Below are 18,394 nucleotides of genomic sequence, written 5' to 3' on the forward strand. Positions count from 1 at the left end.
CCTTGCACGCAAACCTGCCCGCCGTGGCTGGAATCAACAAGGAGACACACATGACCGCCGAACCCATCAACCTGCATCCATCCCACCATCCATTGAACCCGCAGACCGGCGCCAGGCGCGTCGACGTGGTCGTGGTCGGCGCCGGCTTCGGCGGCATGTACGCCACGTACCGCTTCCGCGAAATGGGCTTCAGGGTGCAGGGCTTCGAAGCGGGCGGCGACGTCGGCGGTGTCTGGTACTGGAACCGCTACCCCGGTGCGCGCGTCGACCTGCCGAGCATCGACTACAGCTTTTCGTTCTCTCCCGAGATCGAGCAGGAGTGGACCTGGTCGGAGCAGTTCGCGGCCCAGCCTGAATTGCTGAAGTACATCAACTTCGTGGCCGACAGGCTCGACCTGCGCCGGCACATCCAGTTCAAGACGCGCGTGACTCGCGCGGTGTGGGACGAGGCGCGCAAGCTGTGGACCGTGACGACCGGTCGCGGCGACACCTACGAGGCCACGTACTGCATCATGGCGACCGGCCCCTTGTCGATTCCCAAGGACCCCGAGATTCCCGGCATCGACCGCTTCAAGGGCCAGCTGCTGCGCGCCGCCAAGTGGCCGCACCAGCCCGTCGGTTTCGCGGGCAAGCGCGTGGGCGTCATCGGCACCGGATCGACGGGCATCCAGATCGTGCAGGAAGTGGGCAAGGAAGCCGGCGAGCTTTTCGTGTTCCAGCGCACGCCCAGCTTCACCATGCCGATGCGCAACGAAGTACTCGAGCCCGACTATGTGGCCGAGGTCAAGCGCAACTACGCCAGCATTCGCGAATCGGCCCGCAACAGCGCGGTGGGCGGCGTGCGCCCGCAGTCCACGCGGGCCTTCTTCAGCGTGACGCCCAGGCAGCGCCAACAGCTGCTCGAAGACGCCTGGAAGAACGGCGGGCTTGCGATGCTCGGCACCTTCTCGGACCTGCTGGCCAACCCGGAAGCCAACGAGCACGTGGCCGAATTCGTGCGCGGCAAGATCGGCGAGACCGTGAAGGACCCGGTAACGGCCGAGAAGCTGAAGCCGCGCGGCTACCCCATCTTCGCGCGCCGCCCCTGCCTGGACAGCAGCTACTACGAGACCTTCAACAGGCCCAACGTCCACCTGAAGGATTGCATCGCCGACCCGATCGTGGAGATCACCGAGCGTGGCGTGAAGACGCAGGCCGGCGAGGTCGAGCTCGACGTGCTCATCTTCGCCACCGGCTACGACGGCCTCACGGGCGCGCTGCTGGCCTTCGACATCGTCGGGCGCGACGGGCGCACGATGAACGAGAAGTGGAAGGACGGCGCGCGTTCCCACCTGGGCCTGATGATGGAAGGCTTTCCGAACCTGTTCATGACCACCGGACCGAACGGCCCGGCCGCGCTCGCTAACATCATCCGCATCAGCGAGCACGACGTCGACTGGATCGCGGCGGCCATGACGCACATGGAAGAGAACGGCCTGTCGACCATCGAGCCGACCGCGCAGGCCGAGCAAGCCTGGATGGACCTTGTCTACGCGCTCTCGCAGCGCACACTGCTGACCAAGGCCAAGACCTGGTACGTCGGCGCGAACGTGAAGGACAAGCCGCAAGGGCTCACGCTCTTCACGGGCGGCTTCCTGAAGTACCGGGAGCATTGCGCCGCGGCGGTGCAGGGCGGCTATCGCGACTTCGTGTTCGAACGCGCGCAGCAAGCACTAGCGGCCTGATGCCAAGGCGTGGACCCGCTGTTGCGGGTCCCGGGGCCTTACACGGCCAGCGTGCCGCCGTCCACCGGCAAGGTGACGCCGTTGACGAAACTCGCCAGCCCGGAGGCCAGGAACACCGCGGGCCCCGCGAGCTCGTGCGGCTGGCCCAGCCGGCCGGCCGGAATGCGCTGCATGAAGCGGCCCAGCCGCGCCGGATCGGCGCGCGTGGCCTCGGTCATGGGCGTTTCGATCACGCCGGGCGCGAGCGCGTTGACGCGGATGCCGTCCGGCGCAAGGTCGAGCGCCAGCGTCTGCGTGAACATCTTCACCGCGGCCTTGGAGGCCGAGTAGCCCAGCGCGCCGCCCTGGGCGATGAACGCGGCCCCCGAGGCCACGTTGAGGATGCAGCCCCGCGTGCGCCGCAAGGCCGGCAGCCACGCATGCACGGTGTTGAATACGCCGAACAGGTTCACGTCCATCGTGCGGTGCAGGTTCTCCTGCGCACGCGGGCTGTCGATGCCTTCGCGGATGATCACGCCGGCGTTGTTGACCAGCGTGTCGATGTCGCCCGCGGTGTCGTGCACCGCCTCGGCCAGCGCGGCGCAGGCCTGGGCATCGGACACATCGAGCGCGTAGGCCCAGCCCTCGACGCCGGCGGCGCGCACGGCCGCCAGTGTTTCGGCGCAGCGATCGCTGCTCAGGTCGGTCACGACGACGCGCGCGCCCGCCTGGGCATAGGCCGTTGCGATAGCGCGGCCGATGCCGCTGGCGGCGCCGGTCACCAGCGCCAGCCGGCCGGAAAGCAGGCCGGGCGTGGCCGGCCAGGTGGAGGGAAGGTCGTGGGCTGCCATGGGCATGCTCCTCAGGAAGCCGCAGCGCGGCGCTGCCGGCGCGCGGCGAGATGCGAATGGAACTGGCCGACGATGCCCTTGCGGAACAGCATGACGACCAGCACGAAAACGACGCCCTGGATGATCAGCACCCATTCGGCGAACGAGGCGAGGTAGTTCTCCATCGACACGATGACGATCGAGCCGACGACCGGCCCGAGCAGCGTGTGCATGCCGCCGACGATGCAAATCAGCAGCGCTTCGCCCGAGGTGGCCCAGTGCACGTCGGTCAGCGAGGCGAGCTGGAACACCAGCACCTTGAGCGAACCGGCCAGCCCCGCCAGCCCGGCCGACAGCACGAAGGCCAGCAGCTTGTAGCGGTTGACGCGGTAGCCGAGCGATTGGGCGCGCGGCTCGTTGTCGCGGATGGCGCGAAGGATCTGGCCGAAGGGCGAATGCACCACGCGGTAGATCAGCCAGAAGCCGAACACGATCAGCGCCGCGACGAAGTAGTAGAGCACCAGGGTGTTCTGCAGCGAGAACAGGCCCAGCACCATCGGGCGCGCGATCTCCTGGATGCCGTCTTCCCCGCCGGTGAAGGGCATGCGCAGCGCAATGAAGTACACCAACTGCGCGAAAGCCAGCGTGATCATCGAGAAGTAGATGCCCTGGCGGCGAATGGCCAGCAGGCCCGTGACCAGCCCGACGAGCGCCGCCGTGGCCACGCCCGCGAGGATGCCCGCCATGCCGTCCCAGCCCCAGACCTTGACCGCGTGCGCCGTGACGTAGCCCGCGGTGCCGTAGAACATGGCGTGGCCGAAGGACAGCAGGCCCACATAGCCCACCAGCAGGTTGACCGAGGCGGCGAGCAGCGCGAAGCACATCAGCTTCATGAGGAACATCGGATAGACCGCGAAGGGCGCGATGGCGAGCGCCGCCAGGGCGGCTGCCAGCAATGCGATGTTCGTGCGGCGGTGGAGAGCGTCCATGTCGGCTTTCTTCAGTAGGCGCGGCCGAACAGGCCGTGGGGGCGGACCGCGAGGACCAGGATCATCACGACGAAGATGACGACGCCGGCACCGTCCGGATAGAAGATCTTGGTGAGCCCTTCGATCGCGCCGAGGCCGAAGCCCGTGACGATGGAGCCGAGGATCGAGCCCATGCCGCCGATCACCACCACCGCGAACACCACGATGATCAGGTTCGAACCCATCAGCGGGCTCACCTGGTAGATGGGCGCGGCCATCACGCCGCTGAGGCCGGCCAGGCCCACGCCGAGGCCGTAGGTCAGCATCAGCATGCGCGGCACGTTGATGCCGAAGGTGCGCACCAGCGGTGCGTTCTCGTTGGCGGCGCGCAGGTAGGCGCCGAGCTTCGTCTTCTCGATGAAGAACCAGGTGCCCATGCACACTGCCAGCGCGGCCACGATGACCCACACGCGGTACATCGGCAGGAAGGTGACGCCCACGTCCAGGCCGCCCGACAGCGGGTTGGGGTAGGGCTGACCGCTCACGCCGAACTGCAGGCGGAACGCGCCCTCCATGAGCAAGGCGACGCCGAAGGTCAGCAGCAGCGCGTAGACATGGTCCAGCGTGTACAGGCGCCGCAGCATCCAGCGCTCGAACAGCAGCCCGAAGGCCGCCACCACCAGCGGCGCGATGACGATCGCGCCCCAGTAGCCGATGCCCAGGTACTCCAGCAGCCCCCAGGTGACGAAGGCGCCCAGCATGTACTGCGCGCCGTGCGCGAAGTTCACCACGTGCAGCAGCCCGAAGATGATCGACAGCCCCAGGCTCATCAGCGCGTAGAAGGCGCCGTTGATGAGTCCGACCATCAGCTGCCCGATCAGTGCCGCCGGGGGAATTCCGAGTAGCCCGTCCATCTTGTGGTGTGTCCTGCGTTGGTTGCTTTGCTCAGAGCCCCAGCAGGGACTCGATGCGGCTGCGCTGGGCGTCCAGCTCGTCGCGGCGGAAGTGCGCCGCGACCTGGCCTTCTTCGATCACGTAGAAGCGATCGGCCAGGGTGGATGCGAAGCGGAAGTTCTGCTCCACCATCAGCACGGTGAAGCCGCGCTCGCGCAGCATGCCGATGGTCTGGCCGATGCGCTCGACGATCACGGGCGCGAGGCCTTCGGTCGGCTCGTCGAGCAGCAGCAGCCGCGCGCCGGTGCGCAGGATGCGTGCGATGGCCAGCATCTGCTGCTCGCCGCCCGACAGCCGCGTGCCTGGGCTGTGGCGGCGCTGCAGCAGGTTGGGGAACAGCGTGTAGATCTCGTCCACGCTCAGGCCGCCCGGGCGCAGCACCGGCGGCAGCATCAGGTTCTCTTGCGTCGTGAGGCTGGCGAAGATGCCGCGCTCCTCGGGGCAGTAGGCCAGCCCGAGCCGCGCAATGGCTTCGGGCTGCAGGCCGATGGACGGGGTCGAGCCGATGCGGATCTGTCCTTCGCGCCGCCCGAGCAGACCCATGATGGCGCGCAGCGTGGTGGTCTTGCCGGCGCCGTTGCGCCCGAGCAGGCAGACCACTTCGCCTTCATGCACTTCCAGGTCGATGCCCTGCAGCGCCAGTGTTTCGCCGTACCAGCCGCGCAGGCCGTCCACGCGCAGCATGGCGGTGGTGGCCGCCGCTTCCAGGGTCTCAGGCATGCGCGCCCCCCACATAGGCTTCGATCACGCGGGCGTCGCGCGACACCTCGTCGTAACTGCCTTCGGCCAGCACCTGGCCGGCCTGCAGCACGGTCACGCGGTCGCACAGCGCCTCGATGACCTTCATGTTGTGCTCGACCATCAGCACGGTGCGACCCTTGGCCGCATCGCGGATCAGCTCGACCACGGGGCCGATGTCCTCGTGGCCGAGGCCGGCCATGGGCTCGTCGAGCAGGATCATCTCGGGGTCCATCGCGATGGTGGTGGCGAGCTCCAGTGCGCGCTTGCGGCCATAGGGCAGTTCGCCGGCCATCGTGTCGCGCCAGTGCGCGAGGCCCACGCGCTCCAGCAGCTCCATGGCGCGCGCGTCCAGGCTGCGCAGCACGCGCACGTTGCGCCAGAAGGCGAAGCTGCCGCCGGCCTTTTTCTGCAGCGCGACGCGCACGTTCTCCAGCACCGTCATCTGGCCGAACACGGCCGAGATCTGGAACGAGCGCACCAGGCCGGCCATGGCCACCGAGGCCGGGTCGCTGCGAGAGATGTCGCGGCCGTTGAAGGTCACGCGCCCGGCGCTGGGCCGCAGGAAGGTGGTCAGCAGATTGAAGCAGGTGGTCTTGCCCGCGCCATTGGGGCCGATCAGCGCATGTACGGAATGCCGGCGCACGCGCAGGTCGACGTTCTTCACGGCGAAGAAGCCGCTGAACTGCCGGCTGAGCTGGTGCGCTTCGAGGATGGTGTCCATGGCGTGGGCGGGCCCGGTGTTCAGAGAAAGGCGTGCGTCACGCCGCCGTCGACCAGCAGCGATTCGCCGGTGATGAAGCTGCTGTCGGACGAGGCGAGGAAGCAGGCGGCCTTGGCCACGTCGTCCACCGCGCCGAGCCGCTTCATCGGCGTCTTGGCCAGGCGGATCTTGGTCTTTTCGGGTGTCAGGTTGATCTTCACGCCTTCGGTCTCGATCGAGCCCGGGCAGATCGCGTTGACGCGGATGCCGCGCGGCCCGAGGTCGACCGCTGCCGAGCGCGTGAGGCCCAGCACGCCCGCCTTCACGCCGCAGTACAGCATGCCCTCGGGCAGGCCGAGGTAGGCCGCCGACGAGGCGATGTTGACGATGCTGCCGCCTTCGCCCATGGCCTCGGCCGCGACCTGGATGCCCCAGGCCACCGAGTTGAAGCCGGTGCCGACCATGCGCTCGAGCATCTCGGGCGTGATGGCCTCGATGGGGCCGTAGCGCACCCAGATCGCGTTGTTGACCAGGATGTCGAAGCGGCCGAACTGCTGCTTCAGCGCCGGAATGGACTGGGCGAAGGTGTCGCGGCGCGCCACGTCGCCACCGAAGGCCACGGCGTGGCCGCCTTGGGCCTTGATGGATTCGGCGGCCTCGCGCGCCAGGTCTTCCTGCCGGTCGAGCACGCCCACCACGGCGCCTTCGGCCGCCAGGGCGTCCGAGATGGCGCGGCCGATGCCGCGTGCACCGCCGGTGACCAGCGCCACCTTGCCTTCGAAACGTCGTGTCATGTTGTCTGCCTTGTCAGATGCGGGGAGGGAGGTCGGCGAAGCGGGACTCCTCGAGCCCGCGCACGCCGACACCATGGATGGCGAACACCGCGCCCGCGTCCGGATGGTCGCTGCGCAGCAGGTTGCCGCTGTTGCTGATCGACGTGAGGTAGATCACGTCGAGCGCGGGGCCGCCGAAGCAGGGGCAGGAGACGTAGGTCACCGGCAGCTGGATGGTGCGCTCGAGCCGGCCTTCGGGCGTGAAGCGCGCGAGCTGGCCGGCCTGCACCAGCGCCACCCACAGGTGGCCTTCGGCATCGACGGTGGCGCCGTCGGGCACCGAGCCGAGTGCCTGGGTATCGACCAGCACTTCGCTCGCGCCGGCTGCGCCGGTGGCCGTGTCGTAGGGATAGCGGCGGATCTGGTGCGTGTGGCTGTCCGCGAAGTAGAGCCAGCGGCCGTCCGGGCTGAAGCAGGTGGCATTGGCAACCGCGATGCCGGTGTCCAGCGTCTTCACTGCCCCGCCGGCCGTCAATTGGTAAAGCGCGCCTTCGGGCTCGGCGCGGCCCAGGGTCATCGAGCCGACGACGAAGCGGCCGGCGCGGTCGGTGCGGCCGTCGTTCAGGCGCATGCGATCGGCCGCATGCGTGACGCCCGCGTCCATGGGCACGATCGCGCCACTGTCGGGGTCGAGCAGCCAGAAGTCGTGTTCCAGCGCCAGCAGCAGGCGGCCGCTCTCGCACAGCGCGATCGAGCCGATGTGCTGCGGCGCATGCCACTCGGCGCTGGCGCCGGTGGCGGGCGTGTGGCGGCGCACGCGTTGCGCGCGGCCGTCGATCCAGTAGAGCGACTGGCTTCGCGCGTCCCACAGCGGGCATTCGCCGAGCAGGTCGCGCCGGGGCTCGAGGATGTCGATCTGCATGCCCACCGTACCGCTCACTTGCCCTTGATGAAGTCGCAGCTGCTCTCGGCCAGCGGACGCCAGGTCTGTTCGGGCGGGATCTCGGCGCGCACCGCGTAGTAGTCGTTCGCACCCTTCGACTCGGCCGGCTTCTTCACCTGCACGGCATACACCGGGCGCAGCGCCTGGCCGTCCTCGCGGATCTTGACGTCCTTCGAGAAAAAATCGTTGATCGGCGTGGCCTTCATCTTCGCCGCGACCGTGGCGCCGTCGTCGGTGCCGGCGGCCTTGACCGCATTCAGGTAGTGCATGGTCGCGCTGTAGGCGCCAGCGTGAATATAGGTTGGCACCACGCCCTTGTTGCGCGCCATGAAGCGCTTTGACCATTCGCGCGAGGCGTCGTCGCGGTCCCAGTAGAACGGCACCGTGAGCTGCAGGCCCTGGGCCACGTCCAGGCCCATGGCCGACACGCTGTTGATGGTCATGCCGAACACCGACACCATCTGGCCGTTGCGCGTGAGCTTGTACTCGGCCGCCTGCTTCAACGCGTTCGACAGGTCGAGGCCGGCGTTGAGGATGACGATGGCCTGCGCGCCGCTGGACTGCGCCTGTAGCAGGTACGACGAGAAATCGGTGGCGCCCAGCGGATGCTTGACCGAGCCCACCACCTTGCCGCCGGCGGCCTGGATGAACTTGGTGGCGTCGTCCTGGAAGGCCTGGCCGAAGGCGTAGTCCACGGTGATGAAGTAGAAGCTCTTCACGCCTTGCTTCATCAGGCTTTGCACGCCCGCCTTGGGCAGCGCATAGGTGTCCGTGAGGAACTGGAAGTTCATCGGCGAGCACGACTTGTTGGTGAGCTCCGCGCTCACCGTGCCGGCAATCAGGTACGGCTTCTTGCGCTCCTTGAGCAGCGACGAGACGCCCAGCGCGATCGACGAGGCCGAGCCGCCGACGATGGTATCGACCTTCTCGGTGTCCAGCCATTTGCGCGCGATGTTCAGGCCCACGTCGGGCTTGTTCTGGTCGTCGGCCACCAGCACCTCGACGGGCTTGCCGAGCACTTTGCCGCCGAAGTCCTCGACCGCCATCTTCACGGCCAGCGAAGAGCCGGGGCCGCCATTGCCCGAGTAGGGGCCGGTTTGGTCGGCCATGACGCCGATGCGCACGACGTCGTCGCTGATGGTGTTCGGGGTGCCTTGCGCAGCAGCCGCCGCGCAGGCGAGAAGGATGGCCGCAGAGGCCGCGAGCCGGAATCGATGTTGCATGCTTGTCTCTCCATTGTTTTCAGGGTTGCTGTCGCGTGAACTCGGCCGCAGCACCGGCGGGCGTCGGGGGCGCGTTTGGGGGGCGCCCGAACCTCAGTCGGCAACGGCCGCGTCGGTCGGCAGCCGGTGGCCCTGGAACTGCTCGCGCAGCCGTGTCTTCAACAGCTTGCCGGTGGCGGTGTGGGGCAGTTCGTCGACGAAGACCACGTCGTCGGGCATCCACCAGCGGGCCACGCGGTCCTGCATGAAGTCGAGGATCTCCGCAGCCGTGACCTCTGCGCCTTCGTTCGGTACCACGATCAGCAACGGGCGCTCCTGCCACTTGCTGTGGTACGCGCCGATCACTGCGGCTTCCTTCACCTTGGGATGGCCGACCGCGAGGTTCTCGAGGTCGATGGAGGAGATCCATTCGCCGCCCGACTTGATCACGTCCTTCGAGCGATCAGTGATCTGCACGTAGCCGTCCTTGTCGATCAGCGCGACGTCGCCGGTGGCGAACCAGCCGTTCGCGTCGAGCTCGGCGCCGGGCTCCTGGCCGTAGTAGGCCGACACGACCCAGGGACCGCGCACCTTCAGTTCCCCGGGCGTGTGGTCGTCGGCGGGCAGCCGGCGGCCTTCGGCGTCGAACACCGCGATCTCCACGCCGAAGATGGCGCGTCCCTGGCGGGTCTGCACGTCGAAGCGCTCTTCCAGGGGAATGCCGTCGTGGCGCGGCAGCAGGTTGCAGATGGTGGCCAGCGGGCTGGTCTCGGTCATGCCCCAGGCCTGGATCACGTAGGCGCCGAACAGGTGCTCGAACTTCTCGACGATGGCGCGCGGCGCGGCGGAGCCGCCGACCACGACGCGCTCGAGGCACAGGCCGGCGCGCGCAGCCGCATCGAGCTTCTCCGCGTGCTGGAAGAAGCCCAGCCACACGGTCGGTACACCGAGCGAGAAGGTACAGCGCTCGTCACGCATCAGGTTGAAGAGGCGCTCGCCGCCGAGGTCCGGGCCCGGCAGCACCAGCTTGGCGCCGCACATGGCCGCCGCGTAGGGAATGCCCCAGGCGTTCACATGGAACATCGGCACCGCGAGCAGCACGCTGTCGCGCGCGCACAGCTGCAGGCCATCGGCGGCACAGGCGGCCCACGAGTGCAGCACCGTCGAACGGTGGCTGTAGAGCACGCCCTTGGGGTTGCCCGTGGTGCCGGAGGTGTAGCACAGCGACGAGGCGGTGTTCTCGTCGAGCGAGGGCCATTCGGCGAGTGGCTCGGCATCGGCCACGAGGTCTTCGTAGCACAGCAGGGGGCCGGGCAGGTTCAGCGCAGGCAGCTCCGCGCGCGAACACATCGCCACGAATCCCTTGACCGATTTCAGCTGCGGTGCGACCTGCTCGAGCAGCGGCGCAAAGCCCAGGTCGAAGAAGACCAACTCGTCGGCCGCGTGGTTGACGATGTAGCCGATCTGCTCGGGAAAGAGCCGCGGGTTCACGGTGTGGAGCACCGCGCCCATGCCCGAGGCGGCGTAGTAGAGCTCGAGGTGCCGGTGCGTGTTCCAGGCCAGCGTCGCGACGCGTGCGCCGGGCTGGATGCCAAGCGTCCGCAGGGCGGAGGCGAGCCTGGCCGCGCGCAGCGCCACCTTGCGCCAGGTGGTTCGCACGCAGGTCCGCATGTCGAGGTGCGAGACGATCTCGACGTCCGGATGATGGCGGGCCGCGTGTTCCAGCAGGCTGGAAATCAGCAGCGCGTTGTCTTGCATCAGGGCGTTCATTCGTTGTCTCGTGTCTCTGGTTCTGTGGTCTCGGCCGCCGGTCTCGATGCTTGTTTTTACATGCCGGCCGGTAAGTTAATTCATGCTAGCAGTTTTGGCTGACAGCCACAACGCGGGTGGGTCGGGGGAAACCCGGGGATCAGCCGTTGGCTGTCTTCAAGGCGACGTGCCGTTGGCACGCGTCATCTGGGCGAGGGTTGCGCTGGTCAGCGCGCGCACGCCGATGCGCATGGCCGACTCGTCGATGGTGAACAGCGGCGAGTGGTTCGTCGGACCCGCGCGGTCCGGATAGGGCGAGGCGTTGAGGATCCAGAAGACCACCGGGATGCCCGTGGCGCCGAACGCGCCGAAGTCCTCGGAGCCCATCGACGGCAGGATTTCCGCGACCTTGTCCTTGCCCGCTGCGGCCTTCAGGCCATCGACCAGCGCCAGGGTGGACGGTACGTCGTTGACCAGCACGCCATAGCCGCCGCCGGTGTCGATGCGCACGTCGGCCTTCACGCCATAGCTGGCTGCGATGTGCTCGGCCTTCATGCGGATCTGCTCGTGGGCCGTCTTCTGGTTCTGCGCCGACAGCGCGCGCACCGTGCCGGAGAGTTCGGCGGTCTCGGGCAGGATGTTGAAGCGGTTGCCGCTTTGCAGCATGCCCACCGTGACCACGGTGGCGCCGCCGTCAATGGTCGGGTTGGTGCGATGGCTCACGATGTTCTGCAGGCCCAGCGTGATCTCCGCCGCCGCCAGCATCGGCGAGTTGGCGGCCCAGGGCGCGGCGCCGTGTCCGCCCGCACCGCTGAGCTTGATGTTGAACACGTCGATGCTGGCAAGCATCGCGCCCGACCGGTAGGAGATCGAACCCTTGGGCGACTGCGAGCCGATGTGCTGGCCCAGCACCACGTCAACCTTGGGGTCGTCGAGCACGCCCGCCTTGACCATGGCCAGCGCGCCGCTCGGGCGGTCGCCGGGGCCGATCTCCTCCGCCGGCTGGAACAGGAACACCACCGTGCCGGGCAATTCGGCGCGCATGGCCGAGAACGCCTGCGCCGCGCCCAGCAGCATCGCCACGTGGGTGTCGTGGCCGCAGACGTGCGCCACCGACACCTCCTGGCCACGCCACACGGCCTTGGCCTTCGAGCGGAACGGCAGGTCGTTGCGCTCCTCGACGGGAAGGGCATCCATGTCGGCGCGCAGCGCCACCACCGGGCCGGGCTTGCCGCCGCGAAGCACCGCCTTGATACCGGTTCCGGCGATGCCGGTCTGCACTTCGATGCCGGGAATCTTCGCCAGGACTGCCGCGATGTACCTGGCCGTCTCGACCTCTTCGTAGGCCAGCTCGGGGTGCTGGTGGATATGCCGGCGCCATGCGATCACGTTGGGCTCCGCGGCATCGGACAGGGCGAGCGCACGATCGAGCAAGGGTTGCGGCGTCGCCGCCGAAGCCATGGCCGACACGATGCCCATCGCGGCCGCACACAGGGTTTGTTTGAAGAGTCGCATGGGGGTGCCTTGTTGTGGTGCGCCACGGGCCGCCGAGGCTGGAGATTTGTTTTACATGCCGGCCGGTAAGTTAATTGATGCTAGCAGTTTCGGCCGATAGCCACAACGAAGGGAGCGGGGGAAAGCGAGGGGAGCAGCAGGCCGCTGTCTGCTCGTGGGTTTTCGCCGGGGCACGAGCGCGAAGCAGCCCGCGCCCCGGCATTGCGACGTTCAGCAGGCCTTGCCGTGGGCTGCGTGAGCGCCCTTGGCCTTCGCGTCGGCCTCCGACATGTACGAGCCATGCTTCGTCTTGCCGAAGTACTTGTCGGTCGCGCAGTGATAGACCTTGCCGTTGACCCAGACCTGGCCTGCGGCAGGTGCTGCTGCCGTGGTGGTCGTTGCGGGTTTGGCCGCGGGCGCTGCGGCTGCGGGTGCTGCGGCCGCGGGCGCCGCGGCCGGTGCCGGTGCTGGTGCTGGTGCTGGTGCTGGTGCCATTTTTGCAGCGGGAGCGGGGCTCGTCGTTGCTGCTGCAGCCGGTGGCTGCTGCGCAAAGACCGAAGCGGTGAAGACAGTTCCGGCAGCCAACAGGATCAGGGTTTTTTTCATGATTGCACCTCAAGGGTCACACGAAAACACGTGCATGTGGCTGTCAACGTCCTCGCCGCATGTCGGTTGACTCTTCGGCCATGCCATCGGAGGCGACGAGCTCCAGACAGGGACGCATTTCACGATTGTCAGAACTGAACTTGCTCAGTTTGCAAAGAGGATGGGTCCGGAGATTCACCCGATGCCAACCTTGAAGTATCTCGAATACCAAGGAACTATTTCCTTGGGGGGCCAACGTCGCGGCGCCTATCCTCGGCGCCCTCATGAGCGTCACACAACAGCTACAGCTTCTCGTCAAACTGCCCGATGGCTGGTCGAGCCGCATCGATATCCAGCGGACCACGAACGGCCGCTACGCCGGCGTTGCCGAGCTGAGCCTTCGCGGGCTCAAGCAGGGAGTGCTCGTATTCATGCAGCAGCCCACGCTGGAAGCGGCAGTGGAGCGCGTGAGGCTTCGCGCCAGCCAGTTCGCGAGGGCGCGGCTTTTCTTGCCGAGTGCCCGGTCGTAGATGCCGCACGACCGAGCAATGCCTTGCGGGTTGGGTTTTTCTATCCTGCACATGAGAATTCCCAACCCACGAACGCACAGCCACGCGGCACCATGGAGCCTCATTGAAGGAGAACGCCATGAAGGCATTCAGGAAGTTCGTTGGCGGCGTCATCTCTATCGCCGGAGCCGTGGTGCTGGTGGCTCAGCACCTGTGAAACGGGCACGCGCCCGCTGCCGCGAAGCACTCAGCCGAAGGTGAACACGTAGGCCTGTGCGCCGGCATCGAGGAATTCGATCTCGAACAGGCGCTCCCTGTCGTTCGCCGCCTGGCGCACCAGCTGGTACAGCCGCTGCCCGTCGATGGTGCCGTTGCCCTGCGCATCGGTATCGGCGCCGTGGTCCGCGAGCGGAGGCTTGCCGTCGACCAGCACCCTGAAGCGCACCGGCTTGCCATCGGCCGACGGGCCGAGCACGAGGTGCAGGTCGCGTGCATGGAAGCGGTAGGCGATGCGCCCGTTGGCGCGGACCAGCACCGCGCGTTCGCTCTCCACCGTCCATTCACCTGCCAGTGCCCATTGGTTGGTGCGCAGCGATGGCGCAGCCGCTGAATAGACGTGCGCATGGTCGTTCGATATGCCGCCGGGCGAAGCGAAGTTGTGCGCGCGCTCGTAGCCCAGGTAGGTCTCGCCCGACAGGGCCGGCAATTCGGCCGGCGCGGCCTGCGTGCCCTGGCCTTGCGGCGAGACCAGGTCGGCCGGCACGGCGGGCCGCCCCGCTTCCGCCAGCAACTGCTGGATGACCTGTTCCGCCTTCGCATACTGGCCCTCGCCGAACTGGTGATGCCGGATGCGCCCCTGCGCATCGACGATGTAGAACGCCGGCCAGTACTGGTTGCCGAAGGCGCGCCAGATCGCGTAGTCGCTGTCGATGGCCACGGGGAAACCGATGCCCAGGTCCTTCGTCGCGCGGCGCACGTTGGCGGGCAGCTTCTCGAACGCGAACTCCGGCGCATGCACGCCGACGACCACCAGTCCCGCATCCTTGTACTTCTCGGCCCAGGCACGAACGTAGGGCAGGGTGCGCAGGCAGTTGATGCACGAGTAGGTCCAGAAGTCGACCAGCACCACCTTGCCGCGCAGGCTCTCGGCGGTCAGCGGGGCGGAGTTCAGCCATTCGGTGGCGCCCGCGAGTGAAGGAAGGCCGCCTTCGTCGGGCAGCGCCGGTGCGCGAGGTTGCGACAACGGCACGGGGATTGGCATTGGCATGCCGATCTTCTCCACAAGTGCTTTCTCCAAGGCCGAAGTGGTGCCGACCGACAGGCGGCTGAGCAGCCCGGTGTCCAGCCCCAGCGCGATGGCGCCGACACCCGCGAGCACGGCCACGCCGGCTGCACGCCGCACCCACTCGCCGGTGCGCAGCGAGCCCTTCATCGCCGAGAACAACCGCCCGCCGAAGAGCAGCGCGGCCGCCAGCGAGGTGCACGCACCCGCCGCGTAGGCCAGCAGCAGCAGCGAGGTGCCGATGCTTGCGCCGTTGAGCGCCGCGCCCGTCAGGATCAGTCCGAGGATCGGCCCCGCGCAAGGCGCCCACAGCAGCCCCGTGCCAACCCCCAGCAGGAGCGGCGAGAACACCGACGCCCTTGTTTCCGGTGCTGGCCCCGCCAGCCTCAGGCCGAGTGCCACCAGCGGCCGGCTCAACCGGTCGGCCACCGACGGAAACAGCAGCGTCACGCCGAATACCGCGAGCATCGCAATCGCGGCATAGCGCCCGTACTGGTTGAGCGCCACGACCCAGCCGCCGCCCACGGCCGCGAGCGTGGCAATGGCCGAGAACGCCAGCGCCATCCCCAGCAGCATGGGAAGGCCGTGCGAGCGGAACGGCCGGTCGGCGCGCGCGAACACGAACGGGAGCACGGGCAGGATGCACGGGCTCAGGATGGTGAGCACGCCACCGAGGTAGGCAACGATGAGGAGCAGCATGATCGGATTCCAGTCGGTGAATGTTGTCAATGAAGGGCTAAACAGGAAGTCGAGAGCGAGCGGGACCCTTCACGGTCTCGCCATGCGAGCCGCTCTTCTCTTTCTTCTTCGGTCGGTGGTGCTGCTGCGGCGGCTGCCGCGCAGCCGGCTCAGTCCGGTGGCGCGGCCGCGTTGGTATTCATGGTCAGCCGGGCTTCCAGCCCGCCTTCGTCCCGGTTGCGCAACGTGAGCTCCGCGCCCATCGCCGTCGCCAGCTGCTGTGCAATGGCCAGGCCCAGCCCGGTGCCGCCGGTGCTGCGGTTGCGCGAGCCCTCGACGCGGTAGAAGGGCTTGAGCACGTTCTCCAGCTGGTCGGTCGGAATGCCGGGGCCGTTGTCGACCACGGCCAGCGTCAGCCGGTTGCCGGCGTCTGCATGCACCTGCAGGCGCACGTCGGTGCCGAACTTCAGCGCGTTGTCGATCAGGTTCGTCAGGATGCGCCGCAGCGCGTTCGGCCGCGTCATCATGGGCTCGCCCACGCGGCCTTCGAGCAGCACCTGCTCGCCCGAGTCCTCGTAGTCGGCCACCATGCTCTCGAACAGCGCGTCGGCGTCGATGCGGCGCGGCGGCTCGGTGGCGCCGTGCAGCGTGCGCGCGTAGGTCACGCCTTCGCGCACCAGGGTGTGCATGGCGTCGAGGTCCTGGCGGAACTTGTCGCGGTCATGGCCGTCGTCCATCAGGTCGGTGCGCAGCCGCATGCGGGTGATGGGCGTCTGCAGGTCGTGCGAGATGGCCGCGAGTATTTCCACCCGCTCGGCCATGTAGCCGGCGATGCGCTTCTGCATCGCGTTGAAGGCGCGCGCCGCGTGCTTTACCTCGGTCGGCCCCTCTTCGGCCAGTTGCCGGCCCTTCAGGTCGGGGCCCAGCTCGTCGGCCGCGTCGGCCAGCTGCGCCAGCGGCCGGGTGACCAGCCGCACCGCGTACCAGGCGCACACCGCCAGCACCAGCAGCTGCACCCACAGCAGCCACATCACCCAGCTCGACACCGGCATGTCCACGCGCCGCGCATGCACCACCACCGAGGAGCCGTCCGACAGCCGCACCTGGATCTGCAGGCCCTGCGGCGGGTTGCTCACCTGCCCGATCTTCACGATCTCGAAGGGGCGCATCGCGTCGGCGATCGCGGTCGCGAACTGCTGCGACGACGGCGTGTCGGGCGCCTTGCCCTGCGCATTCCCGCCGAGCACGAAGCGGTAGTTGCGCCGCTCCAGCCGCGCCAGCCAGCCCTCGCGTTCGGCGGCCGGCAGCCGGTCGAGGATGGCGACCGAGCTGGCGATGTCGCGCTCGATGCCGATCATCATCAGCTCGCGCATCGCGATGCCGCGCTCGTAGCCGATGGCTATGAAGGTCAGCAGCTGTGCGATGGCCAGCCCGACGACGATGATCAGCGTCACCCGCGAGAACAGCGAGCGCGGCAGCAGCCGGCGCAGGCCCATGGGGGCGCAGGAGGCCGGCGCGATGTCGGCGGGAAGGCTGGCGGCGGAAGTAGGCATGGACGGGTTTATAGACCCGGTCCCGCCTCTTGGCGCGGCGCTTTGTATTCCAGTGTGTTGGGCAGCGTGGCCTGACATACAACATTACCCGCCGTCCGGGGCCCGCAGCCACTGGGCCCGCCGAGCAACATAGTGTGGCCCTCCGGCCAGCGGGATACACGGGAATACAAAACCGCCCGATCCGGCGCCCGGCCGGGCTACATTGCACCTGCCCGTCGCCCCGTGGGCGCATCACCGCACTGCCATGAACATTGCCAAGACCTCCGACCACATCCTCATCGTCGACGACGACCGGGAAATCCGCGAACTGCTCTCCACCTACCTGGTCAAGAACGGCCTGCGGGTGGTGACGGTACCCACGGGGCGGCACATGCGCGCGGCGCTGGAGGAGTCGGGACCTTTCGACCTGATCATTCTTGACCTGATGCTGCCGGGCGAAGACGGGCTCACGCTGTGCCGCGACCTGCGCACGGGCAAGTACAAGGCCACGCCCATCCTGATGCTCACAGCCCGCAGCGAGGAGGCCGACCGCATCCTCGGGCTGGAGATGGGCGCCGACGACTACCTTGCCAAGCCATTCTCCGCGCGCGAGCTGCTGGCGCGCATCCGCTCGGTGCTGCGCCGCACGCGCATGCTGCCGCCGAACATGCGCTCCACCGAGTCGGCCTCGAAGCTGGCCTTCGGCGACTGGCAGGTCGACACCACCGCGCGCAACCTGATCGACGACAGCGGCGTGATGGTGGCGCTGAGCGGCGCGGAGTACCGGCTGCTGATGGTGTTTCTTGATCATCCCCAGAAGGTGCTGAGCCGCGACCAGCTGCTTAGCCTCACCCAAGGTCGCGAGGCGGAACTCTTCGAGCGCTCCATCGACCTGCTGGTGAGCCGCCTGCGCCAGCGCCTGCGGGACGACGCACGCGAGCCGCGCTACATCAAGACGGTGCGCAGCGAGGGCTACGTCTTTTCGTCGGCCGTCGAGGCGCTCGACTGACGCCTGTGCGGGCGGGGATGCATTGGCAGTTCACCGGGTTGCGGATTTCCTGCGAGATGCCGCCTGCGAGGAAGAGGAGGGCGAACCAGAGCTTGTTCATTTCTCTTGTTTGTCTTGTGTTGTGGTTGCTTGTGTTTTGGGGGCGTGCGAATGGCATCGGGCGCTCCCCTCCGCGAAGGTCCCCTGTCGTCGTGATCGCACCCCGAACTACTGCGCCGTCTCAAGTCCCAGAAGGCTCAGCCAGCAGCGCCTGAATCTTCTTCTCGGTAGTGCCGTAGCTGCCTTCGCCAAAGTGCGAATAGACGATCTTTCCCTGCTTGTCGATCAGGTACACGGCCGGCCAGTACTGGTTCCTGAAGGCCTTCCAGGTGCCGTAGCTGTTGTCCTGCGCCACGGCATGCTTGATCTGCAGACGCGCGATGGCGTCCTTCACGTTCTTCGTCGATTTCTCGTACGCGAACTCCGGCGTGTGAACGCCCACGACGACCAGGCCCTTGTCTTTGTACTTCTCGTTCCACTCCTTCACGTAGGGCAGGTGGTTGAGGCAGTTGATGCAGGTGTAGGTCCAGAAGTCGACCAGCACCACCTTGCCGCGCAGCTCGCTCAGCTTCAGCGGCGGCGAATTGAGCCAGCTGTCGATGTTCTGGAATTCCGGTGCGGGCAGGGCCTCGCCGGGCGGGGGGGGGGGGGGGGGCGCGGGGGGGGGGGCGGGGGCGGCGGGGGGGGGGGGGGGGGGGGGGGG

Annotated in this window: 17 protein-coding genes; 3 read left to right on the forward strand and 14 right to left on the reverse strand. The window is 67.8% G+C overall.

The genetic code is table 11. From position 1 onward, the window contains the following. The first annotated feature begins 50 nt into the window (after nucleotides 1-50). The gene (locus ACCC97_RS07400; protein ID WP_413331999.1) at nucleotides 51-1,724 is read left to right on the forward strand and encodes a flavin-containing monooxygenase; all 1,674 of its coding nucleotides are present in this window, start codon (nucleotides 51-53) and stop codon (nucleotides 1,722-1,724) included. Between the two features lie 38 nt (nucleotides 1,725-1,762). On the opposite strand, the gene ACCC97_RS07405 is transcribed toward ACCC97_RS07400, so the two are convergent. The 11 genes from ACCC97_RS07405 to ACCC97_RS07455 all read right to left on the reverse strand — a co-directional run bounded on the left by ACCC97_RS07405 (nucleotide 1,763) and on the right by ACCC97_RS07455 (nucleotide 12,663). Next, the gene (locus ACCC97_RS07405; protein ID WP_413332001.1) at nucleotides 1,763-2,554 is read right to left on the reverse strand and encodes an SDR family NAD(P)-dependent oxidoreductase; all 792 of its coding nucleotides are present in this window, start codon (nucleotides 2,552-2,554) and stop codon (nucleotides 1,763-1,765) included. 11 nt (nucleotides 2,555-2,565) lie between these two features. Beyond that, nucleotides 2,566-3,522 carry a branched-chain amino acid ABC transporter permease gene (locus ACCC97_RS07410; RefSeq protein WP_007833003.1) on the reverse strand — a complete coding sequence of 319 codons (957 nt, stop codon included), beginning with the start codon at nucleotides 3,520-3,522 and terminating at the stop codon, nucleotides 2,566-2,568. A gap of 11 nt (nucleotides 3,523-3,533) precedes the next feature. Continuing rightward, nucleotides 3,534-4,415 (reverse strand): branched-chain amino acid ABC transporter permease, encoded by an 882-nt coding sequence (locus tag ACCC97_RS07415; RefSeq protein ID WP_413332004.1) that lies wholly within the window; start codon nucleotides 4,413-4,415, stop codon nucleotides 3,534-3,536. 31 nt (nucleotides 4,416-4,446) lie between these two features. Next, nucleotides 4,447-5,175 carry an ABC transporter ATP-binding protein gene (locus ACCC97_RS07420; RefSeq protein ID WP_413332005.1) on the reverse strand — a complete coding sequence of 243 codons (729 nt, stop codon included), beginning with the start codon at nucleotides 5,173-5,175 and terminating at the stop codon, nucleotides 4,447-4,449. After that, complete coding sequence (locus tag ACCC97_RS07425; RefSeq protein ID WP_413312709.1) at nucleotides 5,168-5,917, reverse strand: ABC transporter ATP-binding protein; 750 nt, start codon at nucleotides 5,915-5,917, stop codon at nucleotides 5,168-5,170. Before ACCC97_RS07425 ends, ACCC97_RS07420 begins: the two co-directional genes overlap by 8 nt. Nucleotides 5,918-5,937: 20 nt before the next feature. Continuing rightward, nucleotides 5,938-6,690, reverse strand: coding sequence for an SDR family NAD(P)-dependent oxidoreductase (locus tag ACCC97_RS07430; protein WP_007833011.1), 753 nt, complete (start codon nucleotides 6,688-6,690; stop codon nucleotides 5,938-5,940). A 13-nt stretch (nucleotides 6,691-6,703) separates the two neighbouring features. Beyond that, on the reverse strand, nucleotides 6,704-7,591 hold the full coding sequence (locus ACCC97_RS07435; RefSeq protein ID WP_413332008.1) for an SMP-30/gluconolactonase/LRE family protein: 888 nt from the start codon (nucleotides 7,589-7,591) through the stop codon (nucleotides 6,704-6,706). A 14-nt stretch (nucleotides 7,592-7,605) separates the two neighbouring features. Further along, on the reverse strand, nucleotides 7,606-8,835 hold the full coding sequence (locus ACCC97_RS07440) for an ABC transporter substrate-binding protein (RefSeq protein WP_413312714.1): 1,230 nt from the start codon (nucleotides 8,833-8,835) through the stop codon (nucleotides 7,606-7,608). Nucleotides 8,836-8,928: 93 nt separating this feature from the next. After that, nucleotides 8,929-10,584, reverse strand: a complete 1,656-nt coding sequence (locus tag ACCC97_RS07445; RefSeq protein WP_413332010.1) for a long-chain-fatty-acid--CoA ligase — start codon at nucleotides 10,582-10,584, stop codon at nucleotides 8,929-8,931. Nucleotides 10,585-10,740: 156 nt separating this feature from the next. Next, nucleotides 10,741-12,078: a M20 metallopeptidase family protein gene (locus tag ACCC97_RS07450; RefSeq protein ID WP_007833024.1), complete on the reverse strand. Its 1,338-nt coding sequence runs from the start codon at nucleotides 12,076-12,078 to the stop codon at nucleotides 10,741-10,743. 210 nt (nucleotides 12,079-12,288) lie between these two features. Next, on the reverse strand, nucleotides 12,289-12,663 hold the full coding sequence (locus ACCC97_RS07455) for a hypothetical protein (protein ID WP_413332012.1): 375 nt from the start codon (nucleotides 12,661-12,663) through the stop codon (nucleotides 12,289-12,291). A 263-nt stretch (nucleotides 12,664-12,926) separates the two neighbouring features. On the opposite strand from ACCC97_RS07455, the gene ACCC97_RS07460 reads away from it, so the two are divergent. Next, a complete protein-coding gene (locus ACCC97_RS07460; RefSeq protein WP_007833025.1) occupies nucleotides 12,927-13,172 on the forward strand; it encodes a hypothetical protein in 246 nt (81 codons plus the stop codon). Between the two features lie 226 nt (nucleotides 13,173-13,398). Here ACCC97_RS07460 and ACCC97_RS07465 read toward each other — a convergent pair whose 3' ends face one another. Both ACCC97_RS07465 and ACCC97_RS07470 read right to left on the reverse strand, forming a co-directional pair. Next, nucleotides 13,399-15,132 (reverse strand): cytochrome c biogenesis protein DipZ, encoded by a 1,734-nt coding sequence (locus ACCC97_RS07465; protein ID WP_413332014.1) that lies wholly within the window; start codon nucleotides 15,130-15,132, stop codon nucleotides 13,399-13,401. 149 nt (nucleotides 15,133-15,281) lie between these two features. Beyond that, nucleotides 15,282-16,664 carry an ATP-binding protein gene (locus ACCC97_RS07470; protein ID WP_413332016.1) on the reverse strand — a complete coding sequence of 461 codons (1,383 nt, stop codon included), beginning with the start codon at nucleotides 16,662-16,664 and terminating at the stop codon, nucleotides 15,282-15,284. Between the two features lie 244 nt (nucleotides 16,665-16,908). Between ACCC97_RS07470 and ACCC97_RS07475 the strand changes: the two genes are divergently transcribed. After that, a complete protein-coding gene (locus ACCC97_RS07475; RefSeq protein WP_184641902.1) occupies nucleotides 16,909-17,652 on the forward strand; it encodes a response regulator in 744 nt (247 codons plus the stop codon). A gap of 220 nt (nucleotides 17,653-17,872) precedes the next feature. Here the strand turns inward: ACCC97_RS07475 and ACCC97_RS07480 are convergent. Next, nucleotides 17,873-18,394, reverse strand: a 522-nt coding sequence (locus ACCC97_RS07480; RefSeq protein WP_413332018.1) for a thioredoxin family protein, incomplete at its 5' end; no start/stop codon positions are given.

This window comes from Variovorax sp. Varisp85, from assembly GCF_047304045.1.
GTDB lineage: Bacteria > Pseudomonadota > Gammaproteobacteria > Burkholderiales > Burkholderiaceae_C > Variovorax.

Bases quoted from the DNA above. Each gene is read 5' to 3' on its own strand.
- ACCC97_RS07435 (WP_413332008.1), bottom strand. From the start codon at position 7,591: ATGCAGATCGACATCCTCGAGCCCCGGCGCGACCTGCTCGGCGAATGC.
- ACCC97_RS07440 (WP_413312714.1), bottom strand. From the start codon at position 8,835: ATGCAACATCGATTCCGGCTCGCGGCCTCTGCGGCCATCCTTCTCGCC.
- ACCC97_RS07400 (WP_413331999.1), top strand. From the start codon at position 51: ATGACCGCCGAACCCATCAACCTGCATCCATCCCACCATCCATTGAAC.
- ACCC97_RS07425 (WP_413312709.1), bottom strand. From the start codon at position 5,917: ATGGACACCATCCTCGAAGCGCACCAGCTCAGCCGGCAGTTCAGCGGC.
- ACCC97_RS07465 (WP_413332014.1), bottom strand. From the start codon at position 15,132: ATGCTGCTCCTCATCGTTGCCTACCTCGGTGGCGTGCTCACCATCCTG.
- ACCC97_RS07450 (WP_007833024.1), bottom strand. From the start codon at position 12,078: ATGCGACTCTTCAAACAAACCCTGTGTGCGGCCGCGATGGGCATCGTG.
- ACCC97_RS07430 (WP_007833011.1), bottom strand. From the start codon at position 6,690: ATGACACGACGTTTCGAAGGCAAGGTGGCGCTGGTCACCGGCGGTGCA.
- ACCC97_RS07455 (WP_413332012.1), bottom strand. From the start codon at position 12,663: ATGAAAAAAACCCTGATCCTGTTGGCTGCCGGAACTGTCTTCACCGCT.
- ACCC97_RS07445 (WP_413332010.1), bottom strand. From the start codon at position 10,584: ATGAACGCCCTGATGCAAGACAACGCGCTGCTGATTTCCAGCCTGCTG.
- ACCC97_RS07420 (WP_413332005.1), bottom strand. From the start codon at position 5,175: ATGCCTGAGACCCTGGAAGCGGCGGCCACCACCGCCATGCTGCGCGTG.
- ACCC97_RS07460 (WP_007833025.1), top strand. From the start codon at position 12,927: ATGAGCGTCACACAACAGCTACAGCTTCTCGTCAAACTGCCCGATGGC.
- ACCC97_RS07415 (WP_413332004.1), bottom strand. From the start codon at position 4,415: ATGGACGGGCTACTCGGAATTCCCCCGGCGGCACTGATCGGGCAGCTG.
- ACCC97_RS07475 (WP_184641902.1), top strand. From the start codon at position 16,909: ATGAACATTGCCAAGACCTCCGACCACATCCTCATCGTCGACGACGAC.
- ACCC97_RS07470 (WP_413332016.1), bottom strand. From the start codon at position 16,664: ATGCCTACTTCCGCCGCCAGCCTTCCCGCCGACATCGCGCCGGCCTCC.
- ACCC97_RS07410 (WP_007833003.1), bottom strand. From the start codon at position 3,522: ATGGACGCTCTCCACCGCCGCACGAACATCGCATTGCTGGCAGCCGCC.
- ACCC97_RS07405 (WP_413332001.1), bottom strand. From the start codon at position 2,554: ATGGCAGCCCACGACCTTCCCTCCACCTGGCCGGCCACGCCCGGCCTG.